Origin of the sequence: Sneathiella sedimenti, assembly GCF_017313765.1 — a bacterium.
Lineage (GTDB): Bacteria > Pseudomonadota > Alphaproteobacteria > Sneathiellales > Sneathiellaceae > Sneathiella > Sneathiella sedimenti.
On sequence record NZ_JAFLNC010000001.1, the window covers coordinates 278,866 to 301,036 of the forward strand.

General features: G+C 53.9%; 21 protein-coding genes. 5 read left to right on the plus strand and 16 right to left on the minus strand.

Features of this window, described 5'->3' with window-relative positions:
* Both J0X12_RS01340 and rsmD read left to right on the plus strand, forming a co-directional pair.
* Entirely contained in the window at positions 1–891 is an 891-nt protein-coding gene (locus J0X12_RS01340) for a pseudouridine synthase (RefSeq protein ID WP_207041204.1), read from the plus strand.
* Entirely contained in the window at positions 891–1,496 is a 606-nt protein-coding gene (rsmD, locus tag J0X12_RS01345; protein WP_207041206.1) for a 16S rRNA (guanine(966)-N(2))-methyltransferase RsmD, read from the plus strand. Before J0X12_RS01340 ends, rsmD begins: the two co-directional genes overlap by 1 nt.
* On the opposite strand, the gene J0X12_RS01350 is transcribed toward rsmD, so the two are convergent.
* The 11 genes from J0X12_RS01350 to J0X12_RS01400 form a co-directional block, all read right to left on the minus strand.
* Positions 1,435–2,253: a phytanoyl-CoA dioxygenase family protein gene (locus tag J0X12_RS01350; protein WP_207041208.1), complete on the minus strand. Its 819-nt coding sequence runs from the start codon at positions 2,251–2,253 to the stop codon at positions 1,435–1,437. The two genes, rsmD and J0X12_RS01350, sit on opposite strands and share 62 nt — an antisense overlap.
* Positions 2,246–3,421: a BaiN/RdsA family NAD(P)/FAD-dependent oxidoreductase gene (locus J0X12_RS01355; RefSeq protein WP_207041211.1), complete on the minus strand. Its 1,176-nt coding sequence runs from the start codon at positions 3,419–3,421 to the stop codon at positions 2,246–2,248. Before J0X12_RS01355 ends, J0X12_RS01350 begins: the two co-directional genes overlap by 8 nt.
* A 57-nt stretch (positions 3,422–3,478) precedes the next feature.
* Positions 3,479–5,314, minus strand: a complete 1,836-nt coding sequence (mutL, locus tag J0X12_RS01360; RefSeq protein ID WP_207041220.1) for a DNA mismatch repair endonuclease MutL — start codon at positions 5,312–5,314, stop codon at positions 3,479–3,481.
* Positions 5,315–5,382: 68 nt separating this feature from the next.
* The gene (locus J0X12_RS17540) at positions 5,383–6,648 is read right to left on the minus strand and encodes an insulinase family protein (protein WP_207041222.1); all 1,266 of its coding nucleotides are present in this window, start codon (positions 6,646–6,648) and stop codon (positions 5,383–5,385) included.
* A gap of 94 nt (positions 6,649–6,742) precedes the next feature.
* Entirely contained in the window at positions 6,743–8,110 is a 1,368-nt protein-coding gene (locus J0X12_RS01370; protein ID WP_207041224.1) for a M16 family metallopeptidase, read from the minus strand.
* Between the two features lie 143 nt (positions 8,111–8,253).
* Positions 8,254–8,838, minus strand: a complete 585-nt coding sequence (locus tag J0X12_RS01375; protein WP_207041226.1) for a DUF3035 domain-containing protein — start codon at positions 8,836–8,838, stop codon at positions 8,254–8,256.
* A gap of 17 nt (positions 8,839–8,855) precedes the next feature.
* Positions 8,856–9,329 (minus strand): signal peptidase II, encoded by a 474-nt coding sequence (gene lspA, locus J0X12_RS01380; protein ID WP_237687968.1) that lies wholly within the window; start codon positions 9,327–9,329, stop codon positions 8,856–8,858.
* Between the two features lie 5 nt (positions 9,330–9,334).
* Positions 9,335–12,154: an isoleucine--tRNA ligase gene (gene ileS / locus J0X12_RS01385; RefSeq protein ID WP_207041230.1), complete on the minus strand. Its 2,820-nt coding sequence runs from the start codon at positions 12,152–12,154 to the stop codon at positions 9,335–9,337.
* A 292-nt stretch (positions 12,155–12,446) separates the two neighbouring features.
* Entirely contained in the window at positions 12,447–13,340 is an 894-nt protein-coding gene (locus tag J0X12_RS01390) for a dienelactone hydrolase family protein (RefSeq protein WP_207041232.1), read from the minus strand.
* A complete protein-coding gene (locus J0X12_RS01395) occupies positions 13,315–14,295 on the minus strand; it encodes a bifunctional riboflavin kinase/FAD synthetase (RefSeq protein WP_207041234.1) in 981 nt (326 codons plus the stop codon). Before J0X12_RS01395 ends, J0X12_RS01390 begins: the two co-directional genes overlap by 26 nt.
* A gap of 30 nt (positions 14,296–14,325) precedes the next feature.
* Positions 14,326–14,757 carry a MaoC family dehydratase gene (locus tag J0X12_RS01400; protein ID WP_207041243.1) on the minus strand — a complete coding sequence of 144 codons (432 nt, stop codon included), beginning with the start codon at positions 14,755–14,757 and terminating at the stop codon, positions 14,326–14,328.
* A 245-nt stretch (positions 14,758–15,002) separates the two neighbouring features.
* Here J0X12_RS01400 and J0X12_RS01405 point away from each other — a divergent pair, with 245 nt between their 5' ends.
* Both J0X12_RS01405 and J0X12_RS01410 read left to right on the plus strand, forming a co-directional pair.
* Complete coding sequence (locus J0X12_RS01405; protein ID WP_237687926.1) at positions 15,003–15,389, plus strand: response regulator; 387 nt, start codon at positions 15,003–15,005, stop codon at positions 15,387–15,389.
* On the plus strand, positions 15,389–16,000 hold the full coding sequence (locus tag J0X12_RS01410; RefSeq protein ID WP_207041246.1) for a protein phosphatase CheZ: 612 nt from the start codon (positions 15,389–15,391) through the stop codon (positions 15,998–16,000). The genes J0X12_RS01405 and J0X12_RS01410 overlap by 1 nt, the downstream gene beginning before the upstream one ends.
* 9 nt (positions 16,001–16,009) lie before the next feature.
* Here the strand turns inward: J0X12_RS01410 and J0X12_RS01415 are convergent, their stop codons facing one another.
* Together J0X12_RS01415 and J0X12_RS01420 are read right to left on the minus strand one after the other, a co-directional pair.
* On the minus strand, positions 16,010–16,894 hold the full coding sequence (locus tag J0X12_RS01415) for a TIGR01459 family HAD-type hydrolase (protein ID WP_207041248.1): 885 nt from the start codon (positions 16,892–16,894) through the stop codon (positions 16,010–16,012).
* Between the two features lie 13 nt (positions 16,895–16,907).
* Positions 16,908–18,128, minus strand: a complete 1,221-nt coding sequence (locus J0X12_RS01420) for an EAL domain-containing protein (protein ID WP_207041250.1) — start codon at positions 18,126–18,128, stop codon at positions 16,908–16,910.
* A 164-nt stretch (positions 18,129–18,292) separates the two neighbouring features.
* On the opposite strand from J0X12_RS01420, the gene J0X12_RS01425 reads away from it, so the two are divergent.
* Positions 18,293–19,126 (plus strand): SDR family NAD(P)-dependent oxidoreductase, encoded by an 834-nt coding sequence (locus tag J0X12_RS01425; RefSeq protein WP_207041252.1) that lies wholly within the window; start codon positions 18,293–18,295, stop codon positions 19,124–19,126.
* 2 nt (positions 19,127–19,128) lie between these two features.
* On the opposite strand, the gene J0X12_RS01430 is transcribed toward J0X12_RS01425, so the two are convergent.
* From J0X12_RS01430 to xerD, 3 genes are all read right to left on the minus strand, one after another.
* Positions 19,129–20,085 (minus strand): acetyl-CoA carboxylase carboxyltransferase subunit alpha, encoded by a 957-nt coding sequence (locus tag J0X12_RS01430; RefSeq protein WP_207041254.1) that lies wholly within the window; start codon positions 20,083–20,085, stop codon positions 19,129–19,131.
* Between the two features lie 114 nt (positions 20,086–20,199).
* On the minus strand, positions 20,200–21,180 hold the full coding sequence (locus J0X12_RS01435) for an HpcH/HpaI aldolase/citrate lyase family protein (RefSeq protein WP_207041256.1): 981 nt from the start codon (positions 21,178–21,180) through the stop codon (positions 20,200–20,202).
* Between the two features lie 97 nt (positions 21,181–21,277).
* A complete protein-coding gene (gene xerD / locus J0X12_RS01440; RefSeq protein WP_207041258.1) occupies positions 21,278–22,171 on the minus strand; it encodes a site-specific tyrosine recombinase XerD in 894 nt (297 codons plus the stop codon).

Here is a 22,171-nt window from a genome sequence, read left to right on the forward strand (position 1 = left end):
ATGACAACAGAAACCCCACAAAAAGAGCGGATCGCCAAACGCATGGCACGGGCAGGTCTTTGTTCCCGCCGCGAAGCTGAACGCTGGATCGAGGCCGGACGGGTTACCGTCAATGGCAAAACGTTGGATAGTGCCGCCTTTACGGTTGCCCCAGAGGACCATATCACCGTTGACGGAAAGGATATTCCCGCGCTCGAGCGGCCGCGACTTTGGCGTTATCACAAACCGCCGGGCCTGGTAACGAGCCACAAGGATGAAAAAGGGCGCGACACCGTGTTTGACAAACTACCCGAGGAGTTACCCCGCGTGATATCCGTGGGTCGTCTCGATCTGAACTCGGAAGGCCTGTTGCTCCTCACCAATGACGGGGAACTTGCCCGCAAACTTGAGTTACCTGCAACTGGCTGGAAACGGAAGTATCGCGTCCGTGTTCATGGTCATCCGAGAGATGCCGACATGGAAAAGCTGGCAAAAGGCATCACTGTAGAAGGCGTCCGGTATGGATCGATTGATGGAACCATCGACAGCACAAAGGGCGCGAACAGCTGGCTCACCATTTCCTTGCGTGAAGGGAAAAACCGCGAAGTCCGCAAAGTAATGGAATACTTCGGCTACTCGGTATCACGCTTGATCCGAATTTCCTATGGCCCATTATCACTGGGTGACCTCCCCGCTGGCGCGGTAGACGAAGTAAAATCCAAGATCCTGCGGGACCAGATGGGCGTCGAGAAATTTGACGACCAATCTGCCCCCCCACAACTAGGACAGCGACCACCGAGGGGGAAACGGCAAGCAATTAAAAGGTCTTCTCCCGCACCGGCTGGCCCGTCAACGGCGCCGCGCAAAAAAGGAACCCTTAAGGCCCGTCCTTCGCCTAAAAGAACAAGCTGATGCGCATCGTTGGCGGCACATTCAGGGGCAAGAAACTGTTGCTGCCGACGGATAAGCATGTTCGACCAACATCCGATCGCGCGCGGGAGGCCCTTTTTAATATTCTTGGCCATGACAGGGAAATGCGCCGGGAACAAGGGCCGCTTCCCTGCGACGCCATTGTACTGGATATGTTTGCGGGCACAGGCGCGCTCGGGCTGGAAGCGCTCTCACGGGGAGCAACGCATGTCACCTTTATCGATAATCGTGCGGCGAGCCTCAAGCTTGTCGAGGAGAATGTGAAGAACTTAGGAGCGCGCAGTTCCACAGATATCCTGCGGCGTGACGCCGTCAATCCGGGAAAGCCCGGTCAGCCGTACGACCTGGTCCTCATGGATCCACCTTATGGCGAGGATCTCGCAGGCCCTGCCCTTTCGGCGCTGGCAAAAAATGGCTGGTTGAAACCCGAAGCCGTCATCATGATTGAAGTTGCCGCGAAAGAAAGTCTCAATACCCCGACGGAATTTAAGGTGATCAAGGAGCGGACATATGGCGCCGCCAAGCTTATTTTTCTGCGCTTAGACCCGGATCAATGTGACGATACTTCTCAAATTGATCCACAATAAGGCTGCGCCGCGCGTCGAACGACGGGGGTTGGCTCATATTGATCAAAGGTTCGGCAAGTGGATCGAACGCCCTGTTTTGAAATTCCAGCGATAAGCTGACCCGTGGATTCTTCGCCGCCTCTGTGTAAGCCCCTCCCCAGTGATAGAGATCCTGTGGCCAACCAAGAAGCGAGCCCGCCTTGACCGGAAGCGCCTTTGCGTCGAGAGGATCGGGATTAAAAGGCATGGGTGAACCGTTAGCCGCCTTTAATCGCGATTGAGGCACGACATACATACAGCCATTGCTCTCATCCGTATCAGTTAGTGGCAGCCAAAGGGACAAGCTCATGAGAACGGCGTCGTCCCCCTCTCCGAAGACTGTTTCTGCGTCACAATCGCGATGCGGGGGCCAGCCGCGTGCCCCTTCGCGATCCAGATGCCAGGCCCAAAGGTTAGGAAGAACGCCAAAACTCTCGCCAAGAAAGTGACGCAGCAAGACACCAAGTCGCGCGAACAGGTGCCAGGGCTGATCATAAAGATAGATATACACCGGTGCGATGCCCCGGCCTGAAAGCGTGTATATCGCGTTTCTTATCGGCGCCAACTCATCCTCCGCAAACAAGGGTGGAAGAGATAGATACCCCTCCTTCCAGAACGCGGCAGAGATATCTGTCAGTGTCGATCCGCGGAAAGTAATCTCATTAACGGAAACCTTCTCCCCAATGCTCAAGCCGGGAGCGAGTGAGAGCCAATCCTCCGCTGTCAGGGGTTCAGGCATATTGCCCCGCGACAAATCCGGATGACCAGGCCCATTGAAAATTATACCCGCCGAGAAAGCCGGTGACGTCCACAGCTTCGCCGATGAAATAGAGACCGGCCACGGATTTTACTTCCATGGTCTTCGAGTGGAGTGCCGACGTGCAGACCCCGCCGACAGTCACCTCTGCCTTTGCATACCCTTCTGTTCCGCTTGGATTAATATTAACCAGTTTAATTGATTTTACTATTTCCTGAACTTTATGGTCCGACAGATTGCCAAGTTCAGGCAAGTCCTTAAACTCTCGAAGGAGGGACGTGGCGAGGCGACTGGCAAGAAACTCCTTAAGAAGACTGTTCACTTTAAGTTTCGGTTGGCTCCTTCTTTTTTCCTTCAGCAAACCGGCAAGATCCACATCGGGTAGAAAATCGATCATGACAGCTTCCCCGGCGCGCCAAAATGAGGAAATCTGCAAGATGGCAGGACCACTTAGGCCCCGATGAGTAAAGAGAAGATTCTCCCGAAACTGGATTTTCCCGATACGGATACTGACATCTGCAGAAACTCCCGTCAGGTCTGCGAACCGGTCCTTATCCACCTGCTCAAACGTGAAAGGGACCAATCCCGGGCGCGGCGGCGCAAGCGGAAGATCAAAGGCCTTTGCGACGCGATAGGCAAAGTCATTTGCCCCGAGCTTCGGAATCGAAAGCCCCCCGGTCGCAATAACAACGCTCTCTGCTTCGATAAATTGCGTCCCCGTGGAAACCAGGAAAGAATTTTCCCTGCGCTCAATATGATCTGCGCCCGTTCCTTCCCAAATCGTGATGCCGTTCGCGGCACATTCCGCCTCCAGCATGGCGGTAATCTGCTTGGCACTTTCATCACAAAATAGCTGGCCTAATTTCTTTTCGTGATAGGCGATGCCGTGCTTCTCAACAAGAGTGATGAAATCAGATTGTGTATATTGACGAAGGGCGGACTTACAGAAATGCGGATTATCGGAAATAAATCTGTCAGGTGCCGCAAGGATATTCGTGAAATTGCACCGGCCGCCGCCCGAAATAAGGATTTTCTGCCCGCATTTATTCGTTTTTTCCAGAACGAGGACCTTTCGGCTACGTTTTCCGGCCTCGATCGCGCACATCATCCCCGCCGCCCCCGCACCGACAACAACTACATCAAATTTCATCGCGCTCGCGGAACTCATACACGTCAACTTTGTTCAGGTTTTCTTTAGGACTGGCTTTTACCGGCGACCAAATAATTTTTCAATGTCACCGAGCTGCAATTCTACATATGTGGGCCGGCCATGATTGCATTGACCGCTATGGGGCGTGACCTCCATCTCGCGCAGCAAGGCATTCATCTCATCGATCGAAAGCCGTCTCCCTGCACGAACCGAACCGTGACACGCCATTGTCGCGCAGACATCGTCAAGCCGATCCTTCAATGATAGCGCGGTATCGAGTTCGCCAAGATCATCTGCCAGGTCCTGCACCAATCCCTTGATGTTGCACTCCCCCAGCATAGCCGGTGTCTCACGCACGACTATGGCGCCCACGCCGAAGGGTTCGAGAACCAATCCCATTTCGGCCAGTTCTTCCGCCCGTTCGACGACGCGATTTGCCGATACCTCGTCAAGCTCGACCACCTCCGGCAAAAGAAGCATCTGTCTGGCTACTCCTTTTTCAGATAGCTGCTTTTTCATGCGCTCCATCACCAGCCGTTCATGCGCTGCATGCTGATCGACAAGGACGAGACCGTTTGTGGTCTGCGCAACGATATATGTTTCATGAAGCTGGCTGCGGGCCGCGCCTAAGGGATATTGCTCCAAGGCCCGGACTTTCTCCTGTTGCTGGGGAGATTCATCACTTCCGCGCGCACTTGGCGGATTTTGTGTGGTAAACGGCGCTTGAAACTCCGCCGCGGCTTCCGCCAGCCCATAGGAAGGAGGGCTCGTTGGGCTGTCATTCCAGCGCCCCCAGCTCGCCGCCGGTCGGGTGGCAGACTGAATAGGAAGTGGGGTGTTTTGTGGTCGGAATGCCCCCAACGCCTGTCCGGATATCGTGGAGGAGGCCCGATGCCCATGCTCCGCCAGCGCATGACGTAGCGATCCAACGATCAGCCCACGTACACCCCCTGAATCGCGAAACCGGACCTCTGCCTTGGCCGGATGCACATTGACGTCCACCTGGTCCGCCGGCAGCTCCAGGAACAGGGCGAGAAGCGGGTGACGATTACGCGCCAGCAGGTCCATATAGGCACCGCGCACCGCGCCAGTGAAAAGCTTGTCACGCACCGGGCGGCCATTAACGAACATGAACTGCATCATCGCGTTGCCCCGGTTAAATGTTGGAACGCCCGCAAAACCGGCAAGTTTCACGCCCTCACGCTCCGCTTCGATGCGGATAGCATTGTCGGCAAACTCCCGCCCCATAATGGCACCGAGGCGATCCAGCCAGGCGTCGAAAAGATCGCCCTCTGATCCAGTAACACGAAGGGCAGCGCGATTTTCATCGGACAGGGAAAAGGAAATGCCGGGGAATGCCATGGCGAGGCGGCGAACGACATCAAGGGCGGCGCCGAATTCGGATCGCTCGGTCTTCAGGAATTTAAGCCGCGCTGGTGTAGCAAAGAAAATGTCCCGCACCTCAACCCGCGTTCCCTTCTGCCCGCTCCCGGGCTCCGGCGCATGCTTTCTCCCGCCTTCAACCGACATTTTCCAGGCGGTATCATCTCCCTCCTGGCGCGCGGTGATGGTCATTCGGCTCACCGAAGCGATTGAGGGGATAGCCTCCCCGCGGAATCCCAGATTCTGGATGAAAACAAGATCATCATCGGGTAGCTTCGAGGTGGCGTGCCGTTCGAAGCAGAGCTCCAACTCTTCGGCACTCATGCCGCTTCCATTATCCGTCACGGTGATCAGGGAGCGGCCACCGTCTCGCATGACGACATCAATCCGGGTAGCGCCCGCATCGATCGCATTTTCCACCAGTTCCTTGACGGCGGAAGCGGGGCGCTCAACCACTTCACCGGCGGCGATCTGATTGACGATATTATCGGGCAGGCGTCTTAAAGGCATAGTCGATCCATCAGGAATTTTCAGAGAGACCTTAGCAAAATAGGAAGGGCCGGCCTAGAGTTCCCTGCCTAATTCTTTTCGGCGCCCTTGCCTTTCTCCTCAAGGTTTTCCGGCTTGCCGGCAACGACGACAATCAGCCTATCCGGATCAAGGAGTTTTTGTGCAACGCGCTTGATATCGTCCTGTGTCACGGAATTTATCAGGTTGGGGCGATCATTCAGATAATCGATCGGAAGATTGCTGAACTGCATGGCGACCAGGATATCGGCAATGCGGTCATTGGATGACAGGCTAAGCGGGAAGGAACCATTGAGATAGGTTTTTGCCGCGGCGAGCTCCTCCTCTGTTACGCCGTTTTCGCGAATACGCAGAAGTTCGGCCTCAACCAGATCAAGGGCCTCCTTGACGGAGCTATTGCTGGTTCCAAATCCACCCATTTGCAGGCCGGCGGCTTTCATCGGATAGAGATAGCTATATACAGAGTAGACCAGCCCCCGCTTCTCGCGAATCTCTTCGGTAAGGCGGGACTGAAAGCTTCCGCCGCCCAGAATATAATTCAGCACATAGGCCGCATAGTAATCGGGATCATCCCGTTTCACGCCCTGCCCACCGAAGACAACAACACTCTGCGGGATATCCTGCGGAATTATTTTAACGGCGGCTTCTGATAGCGGGGCCGTCTGCGGGATCGCGGCAATCTCCGCCTTAGCCGGCAGGTCACTGAAGGTTTTGTCAAGGAGCGGCCCGAGTTCTTCCGCCGTGATATCGCCGACGACGCCGATCAGCATATTATCCCTACCGATCCGCGTCCGGGCAAAGGCGGCAAGATCCTCACGGGTAATCGCTGCCATTGTGTCCATTGTGCCTTCAGACGGCTGGGCGTAGGGATGATCCCCGAAAGCGAGTTCAAACCAGGCGCGTCCGGCCAGACTATCGGGATCTGAGAGTTTCCGGTCAAGTGACGACAGAATTTGACCGCGAATACGTTCTACAGGCTCCTCATCGAAACGTGGATCCGTAATGGCAGTGCCGAAAAGACGAAATGCCTCGTCTGTATTTTCGCTTAAAGTCTTGATGCTTCCTGAAAAGCTATCCTTGCTGGCATCAAATCCGAGTTGAATGGCCAAATCAGAGAGGCGCTCCTGAAAGGCCTTGCTATCAAGCTCTCCAGCCCCCTCATCCATTGTAGAGGATACGAGATAGGCGAGTCCTGCCTTATCCGCGGGATCGAGACTTGCCCCGCCCCGCCACGCAACATTCATGCTGACAATCGGGATAGAAGGCTCTTCCACCAGCCAGGCTTTGATACCGCCGGGACTGGTTACCTCAGTCACCTCTACCGCCCTTGCTGGCAAGCTGAACAGAAGGAGGAATACAATAGTCAAAGCGGCTGAGATCTGACGATGAACGTGAAACATGATTACTCCCTCAACTCTTCGCTGGCTCGGGCAAGAGACGTCCGACAACGGATTGCCGCTCATCGAAAAGCGCCTCGGCCGCGTTTTGAATTTCTGCCGCTGTCACCTTGGAAATATGCGTTGGCCAGTTGACTATATTCTCGATCGTCTCCCCGCTGGCGAGGGAGGACCCCAAGATATTCGCCGCTCCGCGAATACTGTCCCGCGCGTAGATCGCATCCGCAAGGAGCTTTTTCTTCGCACGGATTAACTCCTTTTCCGTCACCCCGTTCTTGACAATGTCCTCAATGGTCGCCTGAACTGCCGTTTCTATGTCTTCCAGGCTATGATCCGGAGTCGGGCTGCCATATAGAACGAAAGTTGATTTGTCATAGGAGCCGGATTGATAATAGGCGCCTGCATTCGTCGCAATTTTCTTTTCAACGACCAAGTCGTTATAGAGGCGGCTGGTCACCCCGCCTCCCAGAATCTGGCTTAGAACTTCCAGCGCCCGGACATTTTCTTGATCCTCGCTTCGAGCCGACGGAGCAAGGTAACTCTGGCGCCAGGACGGCTGCCGAACGCGCTTGTCACTCATCTCAATGACTCGCTTGGCAAGTTGCGGGGGTTCCTGCACACGTTCGCGTTTGGGGATTTCCCGCGCCGGGATCGGGCCATAATATTGTTCAGCTAGCTCAAAGACCTCCTCCGCATTGACATCACCCGCGACGACGAGGATCGCATTATTCGGCGCGTAATAAGTTTTGTACCAGTCCAGCGCATCTTCGGTGGTCAGGTTCTCAATCTCATGCCGCCACCCAATGACCGGCGTGCCGTAAGGATGGGCAAGAAACTGCGCCGCATCGAACTGCTCCCCGAAAAGTGCGGCCGGATTATTGTCTGTGCGTTGGGACCGCTCTTCCAGAACGACTTTAAGTTCCGGCGCGACGATTTCATCCGTTAATATAAGATTGGTCATGCGGTCCGCCTCCATCTCCATGAAAAGCGGCAGCTTGTCCACACTGACATTTTGGAAATAGGCGGTATAGTCCTGTGACGTAAAGGCATTTTCCTGACCGCCGTTCTCCGCAACAATTTCCGAGAATTCACCCGGCTGTAACGTCTTCGTTCCCTTGAACATCAGATGCTCCAGAAAATGCGCGATGCCGGACTTTAGCGGTTTTTCATCAGCCGCCCCCACCTTGTACCACACCATATGAGTCACGACGGGAGCACGGTGATCTTCCAGCACGACGACTTGCAGGCCGTTATCAAGCGTTGTCACCTTCGGATCGAACAAGGTTGGTATAGTCTCTTCAGCAAAAAGTCTCGTCGGACTGGTTGCGAAAATTATGCAGAGAGATAGAGAAATAATGAATAGCGGTCGTATCGGGCCCATAGGCTGCCTCCGGTCGCATTATAACTGTTATCCTAAAATAAAGGATGAAGTGTCCTGATTTACAAGACTATACAGCCATTATTTATGAAGAAGATACCCTAAGGACGCAACGGCGGTCGAGCAAATCGGTCTAACCACGCAGGTCAGTTAAACAACCCTTCCAGGAGCGCCCGTTTGCGCCGCTCGATGATCGGAGTTTCCGGCCCGGCCGCAGGGCTTTCGCCAAGCGCCGCGTTCTCCTGCAGTCGCTTCTTCTCTTTTGCCGGATCTACAACCGTGCCGAAAGGCGGCTGTTCCTGCCAGAACATGATTTTTTCCATGAAGGTTTCGTCATTTTCTGCGAGAACCGCAGTTTCCGTATCCACAATTTGGCGGATATTCGGGTCAACATTTTCGGCACCCGCCTGCCGCAGGAGGGCAAGTTCACCCGTAGTGACACCCGCCGCGACCGCATCACTATGGGTCACGGGCGCCGTGTTAGTCTGGTTGCCTAGAAGGGCGGCTTTTGCGCTATTTTCCGCCAGTACGTCTTGCGGTCCCTTCTGTCCGGGCGCAGGAGGACGAAGCGAGAAATCCGGCGGGATAATCAGCGGCGCCTTGGTAATGACCGTAAATTCGTCCGGCCCTTCCTTCTTTCCGATGCCAAGCGCCTGCTTCGTGCCTTCACAGCCCGTCAACAGAACTGCAGACAGCAGGACCAGCCCGGTCAAAATTCTCCCACTACGCATGATATTGAAACCTTCCCTCATGCCGACAATTTATCGGATTTACGCCCCTGAAACAAGCTTTCAAGCAATATTACAACCACGCCGACTACAATCGCCATATCCGCAACGTTAAAGGCGGGCCAGCGCATGAAGATCAGGTCAAAATCGAAGAAATCCGCAACCGCCCCAAACCTGATGCGGTCAACGATATTGCCGATCGCACCACCCAGCACCAACCCAAGGCCTATAGATAGCATCCGGTTTGCGGCTTTTCTAAGCCAGAAAAACACGACAACGGAAATAACGGCGGCAACAGCAACCAAAATCCACCGCACATTGTCACCGGCAAACATGCCGAAACTTACGCCTCTATTCCAAACCATCACGAGATTAAAGAAGCTCGTCACTTCAATGCCCCCCGGATGGCGGGCCATCAGGTCAATCAGATAATGTTTGCTGACCTGATCAACGGCGATGATGACCGCGGCGATGGCAAGCCCGAGACGGAGCATATTGTTCACGCCTCGACTTCTACCGGTAGTGACACCACCACATCGGCGCAGCGATGGCAGAGGTCATTATAAGTCTCATGGGTTCCCACCTCATCGAGGATTTTCCAGCAACGTTGGCATTTTTCCCCGTCGGCAAGAGCCGGGACAACGGCAACACCACTGACATCCTCGAGAGTGAAGGCTTCCGCCGGCGCCGCGTCTGTTGACAGGCTCACTCCGGAAGTGATGCAGATATCGGCGAGATCGAGACCCTCAAGCAACGCCTTATAATCCGCACTCACATAGACGGTTGGGGCGGCCTGCAGGCTGGAGCCAATCCGTTTTTCCCGACGCTCGATTTCCAACGCGCCCGTCACTACACGACGGAAACTACGCACTTTCGACCACCGGTCATGCAAGGCCTGATTGCGCCAATCTTTCGGAATTTCCGGGAACTGGCGAAGGTGAACGCTGCTATCCTCGCCGGGATAGCGCGTCAGCCATGTCTCTTCTGCCGTAAAGACCAGCATCGGGGCGAGCCATGCGGTGAGGCAATGGAACAGCTGATCCAGAACGGTCCGCGCAGCGCGACGACGTATATCATTCGCCCCGTCGCAATAAAGAACGTCTTTGCGGATATCGAAATAAAAGGCCGACAATTCCAGCGTGCAGAAATTATGAATTGCCGTGAACACACGACTGAACTCATAGACATTGCAGTTCTCTCGAATGAGTTCATCCAACACTGAAAGCCGGTGTAAAACCCACTGCTCCAATTCCGGCATTTCAGAATAATCGAGCCGCTCACTTTCCTCCCAGCCTTCAAGATTGCCAAGGATGAAACGAAGCGTATTGCGAAGGCGGCGGTAGCTGTCGACCTGCCCCTTCACGATTTCATTGCCGATACGCATATCTTCAGAGTAATCCGATGCCACGACCCAGAGACGCAGGATATCTGCGCCATTCTGTTCAATGATCTTTTGCGGCGCGACGACATTACCGAGGGACTTGGACATCTTGCGTCCTTGCCCATCCATGACGAAACCATGGGTCAGCACAGCCTCATACGGCGCGCGTCCGCGCGTACCGCAGGATTCCAGCAGTGACGAATGGAACCAGCCGCGATGCTGGTCGGTGCCTTCAAGATAGAGCGATGCAGGCCATTGCAATTCCGGTCGCGCCTCCAGCGTGAAGGCGTGTGTGCAGCCGGAATCAAACCAGACATCGAGGATATCTTTTGCCATCTCATAGTCATCGGCATTGTAGTCCGGCTCAAGAAACCGTTCTGCCGGGGAATCGAACCAAGCGTCGGCCCCTTCCGCTTCCATGATCTCGAGAATACGGGCATTGATCTTTTCATCACGCAATAACTCACCGGTCTCCTTATGGGTAAAGACCGTGATGGGCACGCCCCAGGCGCGTTGCCGCGAGAGAACCCAGTCCGGTCGACCGGAAATCATGGCATGGATGCGGTTCCGCCCTGACGCCGGATACCATTTGGTATCATCGATCGCCTTGAGCGCTTTCGCCCGCAGGTCGTTCGTCTCCATCGAGATGAACCACTGGCTGGTATTGCGGAAAATCAAGGGTGCCTTTGACCGCCAGGAGTGCGGATAGGAATGTACCAGTTTGCCTCGCTTCAACAATGCGCCGACTTTTTCAAGCTCATCGGCTACGCCCTCGTTGCATTTATAGACATGCTGACCCGCGAACATCGGCACATGTTCGTAGAACGTGCCGTCCTCATCCACCGTATGCGGCACTTCAATGCCATGAACCATGCCGACTTCATAGTCTTCCTGGCCATGTCCTGGCGCGGTATGAACGAAGCCGGTACCGGCGTCCACTGTCACATGGTCTCCGTCGATCAGAGGAACGTCGAAATCATATCCCTGGCCATTGAAAGGATGCAGGCAGACGACTCCCTTGAAGGCATCGCCCTTGCCGCGCCAAATAACATCCGCTGCGGCAATGCCGGCTTCCTTCTTGACTTCCTCGAGCAATTCAGTCGCAACGAACAGCTTCTCGCCAACAACGGCAAGCGATCCTTCTGCCACCTCGCTCACTTCGATCCCGACATACTCCATGTCCGGACCATAGGAGATTGCGCGGTTGCCCGGCATGGTCCAGGGGGTCGTTGTCCAGATAACGATGGACGCACCCATAAATTCGTCGGGACCTGATTTTACGGGGAACCGCACATGGATCGTAGTCGAGGTATGATCGTGATATTCAAGCTCGGCCTCGGCAAGCGCTGTTTTTTCAACTGGTGACCACATGACCGGCTTTGATCCGCGATAAAGCCCTCCGTTCATCAGGAACTTCAGCAGTTCCCGAACGATTTGTGCTTCCGCATCGAAACTCATAGTCAGATAGGGCCGTTCCCAGTCGCCAATGACGCCAAGGCGCTTGAATTCCTCTTTCTGGACACCGACCCAGTGAGCCGCAAAATCCCGGCATTCTTTACGGAACTCGACAACAGGAACCTGATCCTTGTCCTTCCCGGCTTTACGGTATTTTTCCTCGATTTTCCACTCGATGGGGAGGCCATGACAATCCCAGCCCGGGACATAATGTGCATTCTTGCCCATCATCTGCTGGGAACGGCTGATAACGTCTTTCAGGATCTTGTTCATCGCGTGACCGATATGCAGATTACCATTTGCATAGGGAGGGCCATCATGAAGAATGAATTTTTCGCGATCCTTTGACTGTTCCCGCTGACGGCCGAACAGGTCCATCGTCTCCCAGCGTTCCAGTAGTCCGGGTTCCTTCGCCGGAAGGCCAGCCTTCATCGGGAAATCCGTACGAGGTAAAAATAGCGTCGATTTATAGTCAGTGCTCATCGGGGCAAACTGATCCTAACAGTATCTCAATTTATTGGTATATCACTCGCGGCGGCGCGCCGCATTTTATTGGCTTTACCCTGATCATCAGGTGTGAACCTTTGTTACCCGGCCTTATTTAACAAAGGCCGGGCTTATAATTCGATCGCGGGTAATACCCCGCCCGAGGAAACAAGCCGTATGCATCCATAATTCTGTCATGGCAGGTGTTTTATCAACTCCGTGCTCTGCTGTCGAGAAATCAAAGACTAAAAGCTCCAAAAACAAGCGAATTTTACCGCAATAAACACTGTCAGTCCGCTTTTTCAGGTAAAAGATACATCCCGAGAAAGGCGGGCAACCGTTTAAGCGCATCCGCACGGGCAGCAGGATTAGGACCGATTACCGGGATAACCCCTGTCATTGTCTTGTATTGAGGAAGCGTTCTTGTGATTTCCCCTGGCATATCAAAGCCGTGATAGGCGTTTGGATAGAGGACAATTGACACCGGATTTCCACGCTTGCGCGCCGCCTCGATAAAACTCTCGCAGGGTTCCGGGCGCGTCCAGTTGTCTGCCTGTCCCTGAAGCACCATCAAGGGGATCTTGGTTGACCAGCTCTGGGGTGCGACCTTCGTGAAGGGCCTCGACTGTAACTTGTCATTACAAAGCGCCGGATAGAACGCCGCCGCGGCAACAAAGTCATGACGCAGAGCGGGTACGGGCCGCGCGATACTCTCGCCTACCACCGTCAGAAGAACAATACCGCCCCCCTGTGACCAGCCGACTAGGCCAATCCTGTCCGGCAAGATAAAATCCTGCGACTGGAGATATTCGAGGGCGCCATAGGCATCGAAAGGACGTTCGCGATACATCCGCATACGTTTTTCCCGGTCTCCGCAGGTCACACCAAGATTACGAGAACCCGCGCTATCAACTGTCAGGGTCGCAAACCCCTGGTCATTAAGCTCCTTCGCCCAACTGGAATACATCTGCGAGATGCCCCCACACCCGTGCATCAGGACTACCGCTGGAAACGGGGCCCGTCCCTCCGGTTTCCCTAAATATGCGGTTAAGCGGGTATTTCCATCGAGACTGGGGAAAGAAACAACGTCATAGGCATGCGCCGGACTTACGGTAAGCAGAAAAAGAAACAAGCCACGAAACAGGAGAGAAAGGTGGCTAGCTATGGACTTTCTTATCCGCATACTTGGTTTGCCGATTATTGTGGTTAGAGAGAATCTTCCGAGCCTTTTTGACGTCTTCTGCGATCTGCTCGGTCAGTTCCTCTATCCCGGCGAATTTCATTTCCGGCCGGATATAATCAACAAAGGCGACGCGCAAGCTCTGTTCATAAAGATCGCCGGACCAGTCCATGAGATGAACCTCAAGAAGAACATCCTTTTTATCAAAGGTCGGGCGCATACCAAAATTTGCGACGCCATCTATCCAATCGACATGGGTTCCCCGGTGCAACCCGACCCGGACCGCATAAACGCCCAGCTTCGGGTGATGATACCCGACCAGCGGTATATTTGCGGTCGGAAATCCGATTGTACGGCCGCGCTTGTCTCCTTCGATAACCGGTCCCTCGATTTCCCACCAATGGCCAAGCAATGTCGCGGCCTTTCCGGGCTCCCCCGCCTTAAGGCATTCGCGGATTGCCGTGGACGAAAATATAACGGTGCCTTCACCGACCGGTTCAACCACCGTCACGCCGAAGCCGTATTTTTTGCCAAGTTCCGCGAGAACGACTGTCGTTCCCTGTCGTTTGTGGCCAAAAATAAAATCATAGCCGACGACTACATGGGCAACATTATATCCCTCAACCAGCACATCCCGGACAAAATCTTCGGCCGATTTCTGGGAGAAAGCCAGATTGAATTCAAGAGCCACCATGACATCAATCCCCAGCCACTTCAGATGAGCCGCCTTTGTATCAAGGGTCGACAATCGAAACGGTGGTGCATCAGGGGCAAAGAATTCCCGCGAATGCGGCTCGAATGTCAATACGCCGGCGGCCAACCCCTTCCTGTCTGCAATTTCCTGCGCTTCCGCAATTACGGCCTGATGACCGCGATGAACGCCATCGAAATTCCCGATAGCCAGCACAAGCCCACGGCATTCTTCAGGAACATTATGGTAATCGCGTAGGATGCGCATCGACTGAATTCCGTATTGCTTTCGTTAATCTTAAGGACGACGTGATACCATCAAAGTCGCCTCACCATCCAGCACAACGGTCTCCCCGATGGTACAAACACAGTCAAATGTGACCCGTTTGCCATTTATCTCTCGCAGCGTCGCCCGCGCCACAACTGTATCTCCGATACAGACTGGCGCCTTGAAATTCAGGTTCTGGCTCATGTATATCGCCCCAGGGCCCGGCAGCTTGGTTCCAAACACCGTTGAAAGAAGACCCGCAGACAGCATTCCATGGGCAATGCGTTCCTTGAAAATTGTCTTCTCAGCAAATTCAGCATTGAGGTGAACCGGGTTTGTATCTCCCGAAATGCCCGCATACATGACAATATCAGATTCAGTTATGGTCTTGGCGTAAAGCTCCGTCATGCCGACTTTCAGATCTTCCAGAAAATAGCCGTGCAAATCTTCATAAACTGACATTGGGTTCCTGCTCTTTCATGTCCGGGGTAGGTCGAGCTATATAGAAGGAAAAAACGTGCTGCCGCAAGCATTGTGACAAGTTCGCCCGTCAAGATTCAGCCTATAGGCTCCGTTTTGACAAAACCCCGTGTGAATTAACCATTTTTTCAGGTTCCGATCCTAATCTCCAACTTAAAGGTTAAAGCGGAGTCTTAACCCACACCCTGACCGGAACAAATTTTTTAGGAAAGTAAGAGGACATTTCCATGGCTGTCGATATGAATATGTCGATCCTCATCGTTGATGATTACAAAACAATGTTGCGCATTATCCGCAATCTTCTCAAGCAACTCGGCTTTAATGCGGTTGACGAAGCAGCCGACGGTTCCGCCGCGCTTTCTAAAATGCGTACCAAGAAATACGGCCTTGTGATTTCCGACTGGAACATGGAACCGATGACGGGATATCAGTTGCTGAAGGAAGTCCGCGCCGACGAAACCCTGAAGAGCACGCCCTTTATTATGATCACGGCAGAATCCAAGACCGATAATGTGGTTGCCGCGAAGAAAGCCGGAGTGAATAACTATATCGTCAAGCCGTTTAACGCGGCGACTCTGAAAACAAAAATATCCTCGGTCCTTGGTGAATTTTAATGCCTGATACGGAAGAGGTCATTCAACTGAGAAAGGCGATTGCATCGCTTCATCAGGATTGTCAGGACCTCGCGAATTTTATCATGGCGGCCAGGTCGGAAATTGCCCAGATCCGGCCAAATGATCTCAAGCAGGAAAAATTGCCCCGCGCCGGCAAGGAACTGGACGCGATTGTGGAAGCCACGGAAACTGCGACCAACCAGATTATGACTGCGACCGAAAAGATCATGTCTGCGAAAGTGACGGACGCCGACGTTGTCAATGACGCCTGCATGGAAATTTTCGAGGCCTGTTCCTTTCAGGACATCACGGGCCAACGGATCAGCAAGGTGGTCAACACCCTAAACTATATCGAGGACTATCTCGCGCGCCTCACCAAGGCGTGGGGGCATCAGACGGATAGCGCTGCCGAGTTAGAGACCGGCTCCGATGATGACAGCAAACTCCTAAACGGGCCGGCCCTTGCCGGAGAAGGCGTCAATCAGGGTGATATCGATACGCTTTTTGATGAAGCCGGAACCGGATCACAAGTGGACGCCAATACACAGGACGATGCTGACAAGGGCACAAGAAACAAGGCACAAGACGAAATTGACGCTCTGTTCGACTGACAAACAAGCTCAGTTGCCCTGCCAGACCATGTGTCCCATCACGTAAGTTGGTGAGAATTGATGAACCCGCGTGATCTCATCTATCTGCGCGGCCGTTGGTAATTGACCGTCCTTCAAACCCCATTCGTCTGCATGAATACCGCCACTTACCAACACGCTGTCAATGCCACAGCCGTTGGCGCCCTTTATGTCGGTTCTCATACTGTCCCCGATGGCAAGAATTCTTGAGGGTTCCGATACCTGCAGCTTTTCCATTGCCTGCCGATAAACCTCGGGATAGGGCTTCCCGAAAAGCTCGACCCGGCCGCCCAACTCCTCGTAGAGCGCCGCAATCGCGCCGGCACAATAATGAGATGTCGCCCCTCGCATCACGGTCAGGTCCGGATTGGCGCAAAGCATCGGCAGGTCATGTTTAAGGGCGTCCTGCAAGATTTCACGATAGATTTCCGGTGTTTCAGTCTGGTCATCAACCAGCCCGGTGCAGATCAAAAAATCTGCGTCACCAATTGACGAAACCTTCTGATAGTCAAGGCCGTCCTCCAGCCCCTTATCACGAGCAGCCCCAATCTGGTAGAAGGCCGTACCGGTATTGTTTAAAAAGGGGTGATCGCGACTCGCCAACACCTCACGCGTAATATCGCCCGAAGTCAGAATATGGTCATAACGTTCCCGCGCCACGCTCATATTTTCTAGGAAGTCGACAACATACCCGTTGGTACGGGGCGCGTTCGAGAGCAGGATGATCGGTTTACCGCCCTCCCGCAACCGATCCATGCAATCCAGCACCCCGGGATAAGGATGGTGACCATTATGCACGACGCCCCAAAGATCCAGAATAAAAGCGTCATAATTCGGCGCGACTCCGGAGAGGCCGGAAATAATCTTGAAAGACATTAGGAAAATCCTGTTAGTTTACGGATTGCGGTGGGCGCGGCACGCCAAAAAGGAACCCCTGACCAAAACCGACTTCCACATCAAGCAGGCCAATCACGGTATCCTCGTCTTCAACCATGCTCGCGATCAATTCAATATTCTCACGCAGCAGGGCCTCTCGCAGATCATCGGGATGGATATCCATCGGCAAGCCGGGACGACCGGGAAGCAGTTCCGCAGCGGCAACCTTGAGATACCGGAAATGCCGTTTTCCGAGTTCGCCAAAGTCGAAATCAAGTCGTTGCACATGATCTACGGAAAATGAGAAACCCATTTTAGCGAGCGTCACCAGCCCCTTCTGGATCACTTCCGATGCGTTATCGATATCATCCTGCGCAAACTCCAGAATCAGGCTTTCGCTCAAATCCTTGTTTTGGTCCAGGAACTCAACGAACTGCCGGAAAAACGCCGTATCGTTCAGTGTTCGGGCGGAGACATTCACGAAAAAGCCGATGTCGGCATTACGCTGACGAACCCGCCGGATCAACTGGACGCAGCGAATGAGCAGCAAATTGTCTATCGTCCCGATAAGGCCGGCACTTTCCGCGACGGCAAGATATTGTCCCGGTGTGATCACTTCACCCTGGGGCCCACGAATGCGCGAGAATGCCTCGTAAAATAGGGTGCGGCGTTGGGGCAAGCGGACAATCGGCTGCAAGTAAAGATCAACCTTGTTTTCCTGCAGACCGGAGCGCACGATTTCCAGTATCGCCGCGTCCTGAGAATGACTTTCCTCAGCCGGACCCTTGCTGTTACGTGCCGGCTCGACCTTCTCCGTCGGCTCTTCGGAAACCTCCTCATCCACAGATAGGATTATTTCCTCTTCCTCTGCCTTTTTAGGTGCAGGATCCGCTGAAAGTTGTTTCAGCAGCTTGCGCAGAATCTGCATTTCAGCGGCAAAGCTGTCCATGTTGCCGTCTTTACCGGCGAGGCGTCCGAGAATGTTATCGAAGCGGTCAAGACCGGATTCCGCCATATCGAGATCGCTGCGCATTTTCAGCAGGTCACGCTGAAATCGTGCGCGCTCCACATGCCGCATGATAAAATCATGGATCAGGGCACAAAGCAGGAAAAAGACACCTCCCGCCCAGTATCCGGCGATTGGATCAACCCCCTGAACATAAACCGGTGTTTGCACAGCGATAACCACTGCCGTCAAGGCATAGGCAATAATAATTACGCTATGGTAGAGCACGCGACAAAAATCCCCCGTAAGTTACAAGGCGCCAGTTTAGTCAAAAATTACAAATTGGGAAGTCAATCTCTGCTTGAACGCCTAAAAACATCTATTAGCGGCGCATCATGTATTGATATAATCTTTTATTCCCTATTCGAAAATTCAAGCAAAGAAGAATGAAAATGAACCGATTACAGGACAAGGTAACCATTATTACAGGCGGAACCAGCGGGATTGGACTTCGCACCGTTGAGGTCTTCGCAGAGGAAGGAGCGAACGTCGTCTTTTCCGGCCGGCGGGAGACGGAAGGCAAGGCGATTGCCGACCGGTTGGGTGACAAGGTACATTTCGTCCGGGCGGATGCCAGCGTGGAGGCCGACATGGCATCGCTCATCACCGGAACAGCGGAGGAGTTCGGCAAGCTAGACTGCATCTTCAACAATGCCGGCGGCCCAGCCCCCGTCGGGAGTATCGAAACCGTCGATTTCGAAAAATCGATGGCGGCCATGACGCTGCTTTTCGGCGGCGTACTCCTCGGGATAAAGCATGCGGCGCCGATCATGAAGAAACAGGGATTTGGCAGTATCATCAATAACGGCAGTATCGCTGGCCATCTCGCTGGTTACTCAACCTCAATGGTCTACAGCAGCGCAAAGGCAGCAGTTTTGCAACTGACGCGAAGTGCCGCAATGGAAATGGGGGAAAGCAACGTCCGGGTCAACTCGATTTCCCCCGGTGCTATCGCAACCGGCATCTTCGGCAAGGCACTCGGTCTCAAGGGCCAGGCGGCGGAAGATACGGCGAAGGTCGCCGGAGAGGTATTATCGCAGGCGCAACCCATTCGACGGGCGGGGATTCCCGATGACATTGCCAAAGCCGCACTATTCCTGGCGTCGGACGATTCCACCTTCGTCAATGCCGCTGACATCCTTGTTGACGGCGGCATGATTGGCGGCCGTCACTGGTCCGTCCATCAGGAAAGTGTTCGTAATCTTGGAAAGGCCTTTACGGGCTAAAATCAGCCTTCTTCGAGACGCCCAATGGCAAGGAATTTGCGGCGGCGCTCTTCCCGGAGCTCGCCCGGTTCCTTGCCCACAAGGGACGCGAGTTCTTCTTCAATCGCATCTCCCAGCGCATCAATCGCGGCCGGCACGTCACGCTGCGCGCCACCGACCGGCTCTTCCACAATTCGATCGATAACCTTGAGTTTCAAAAGGTCCTGCGCCGTGACTTTCATGGCGGTCGCCGCCTCCTGCGCCTTGTCGCGTGTCTTCCACAAGATTGCCGCGCAACCCTCAGGTGAAATCACCGAGTAGATTGCATGGGCAAACATCAGGACGCGATTGGCACTCGCCAGCGCTACCGCGCCGCCACTGCCTCCCTCACCGACAATTGACGCGATCATGGGCACGCGCACATCAAGGCTGACCTCGATAGAGCGGGCAATTGCCTCCGCCTGACCGCGCTCCTCCGCCCCGATACCGGGATAGGCGCCGGACGTATCAATAAAAGTCAGGATGGGAAGCGAAAAATGGTCCGCCAGTTTCATAAGGCGTTGCGCCTTACGATATCCTTCGGGCCGTGCCATACCAAAATTATGACGCAGGCGGGTCTCCGTATCCTTGCCTTTTTCCGTTCCAATCACAACAACACTGCGCCCACGAAACCGGCCCATACCCCCGACAATCGCCTTGTCGTCCGCAAAGGCCCTATCCCCCGCAAGAGGCGTGAATTCCTCGATCAGCTGAGCCGTGATATCACTCAGTTTCGGCCGGTCTACATGGCGGGCCACTTGCGTTTTCTGCCAAGGGGTCAGCTTTGAGTAAGTTTGCTCAAGCTGGTGCAGCGCCTTTTGACGGAGTTTGGCAATATCTTCTTTGATCTCGATATCGCTGCCGTCTTCCAGGCCTTCGAGCTCGCGAATTTTGCCTTCGAGATCAGCGATCGGTTTTTCAAAATCAAGGAAATTATTCATTAAACGTCCAAACTCCACAGATATCGACGGTCTGATTAATAAATTGGCGGAACGGCTACGTCAATCAACCGTTCCGCCAGCAATTAAATTAATGACAGCTATGTGACGCGAAAATTAGCCGCGGGCCGCGATAATATCGGCCTGGTTTACCAACGCTTCCGCCTGTTTGATCGAGGCGATATCAATCAAGCGGCCATCCAGAGCAACAGCTCCCGCACCGTCGGCCTGTGCCTTTTCCATGGCTTCCAGGATACGGCGCGCCTTCGCCACTTCTTCTTCAGCAGGCGTAAAAATGTCATTGGCGAGCGGTATTTGCTTGGGATGGATTGCCCATTTCCCTTCACAGCCGAGGATAGCCGCCCGGTTACCATGCGCAATATAGCCGTCAGGATCGGAGAAATCGCCAAACGGCCCGTCGATTGGACGAAGACCATTTGCTCGCGCAGCAACAACCATGCGGGCAATGGCATAATGCCACATATCACCCCAATGGAAATCACGGCTTCCGTCTTCTGCCGGATCAGTCAGCACGCCATAGAGCGGATTCGGCCCGCCGATCGAGGTTGTCCGTGCCTTCGTCGAGGCTGCGTAATCTGCAACGCCGAAATGCAGGCTTTCGTTGCGCTTACTAGCCGCGGCGATTTCATGGATATTCTGCATGCCGAGCGCAGTCTCGATAATATGCTCGAAACCGATTTTCTTTTTACGGCCCGTCGCTGCTTCAATCTGCGTTACCAGCATATCTACAGCATAAACATCAGAGGCTGTTCCAACTTTCGGGATCATAATCAGGTCAAGGCGCTCCCCGCCTTGTTCGACCACATCAACCACATCGCGATACATGTAATGCGTGTCCAGACCATTTATGCGGACGGACATCACCTTGTCCCCCCAGTCGATATCATGCAGGGCTTCAATGATATTCTTGCGGGCCCGCTCTTTGTCGTTCGGCGCGACCGCGTCCTCCAGATCAAGGAAAATCGCGTCCGCATCGGACTTGGCGGCCTTTTCAAACATATGCGGGCTGGATCCTGGAACGGCAAGTTCACAACGGTTCAGGCGCGAAACGCAAGGTTCCGGAACAGTAAAGCTCATGAGTTTTACACTTTCTTCGGTTTGAGTTTGTGAATTTATTGGGAGGAAATTGCGTTAGCCGGAAGACAGAGTCAAGTTTTCCACAAATAATTTTGAATTATGCCAAAGGATGATGCGCCGTGACGATTTCCTTCAGCCGCTCCTGCAGGACATGCGTGTAAATTTGGGTCGTGGAAATATCCGAATGCCCCAACATTTTCTGAAGGCTTCGAAGATCAGCGCCATTCGCAAGCAAATGGCTGGCGAAGGCATGGCGCAACACATGGGGAGAGACTTTTGCTGGATCGATTCCGGCTTCGATCGCAAGCGGCTTCAGGAGCTGACCAAGACGCTGGCGGGTCAGAAACCCCTGTCCGCCCCGCGAGGGGTAAAGCCATTTCGAATGCTCACCGTCCGGACAAAAGACATCTCTAACTTCTAGATACCGTTCCAGCGCCTGTTTGGACGTCTGATTCACCGGTACCAGCCTTTCCTTGTTGCCCTTGCCGCGAACAATTAGAAACCTATCCTGCTCCCGAAGTGCGGGATAGGGAAGAGATACAAGTTCAGACGCCCGAAGGCCCGTCGCATACAGCAAATGAAGAAGTGACAGAAGGCGCCTTTTCTCAGGAGTGTCCCCTTCCGCCGCGGCCAGCAAACTATCCACCTCAGCGACCGTTAGATATTTGGGCAGCCGGCGCCCCGCGCGAGGACTGTCAATGTTCAGTGAGGGGTCATCGCGGCGAATATCCTCGCCCAAAAGATAGGAGAAAAGCTGCCTAATTGCACTCAGCCGCCTTGCCTGTGTGCTTGCCATCAGCCCGCTATCATCAAGGAGTTTAAGATAAGCCTGAATGTCTTTCGCCGACACGATAGAGAGATCCTTGCCGCGCCGTATTGCAAAACTTTCAAAATCATTGAGATCCCGGCGATATCCCGACAGGGTGTTTTCCGCCGCCCCCCTCTCAGTCAGGAGCATTTCGAGGAATCCCTCAATATAGTGGCGGGACAT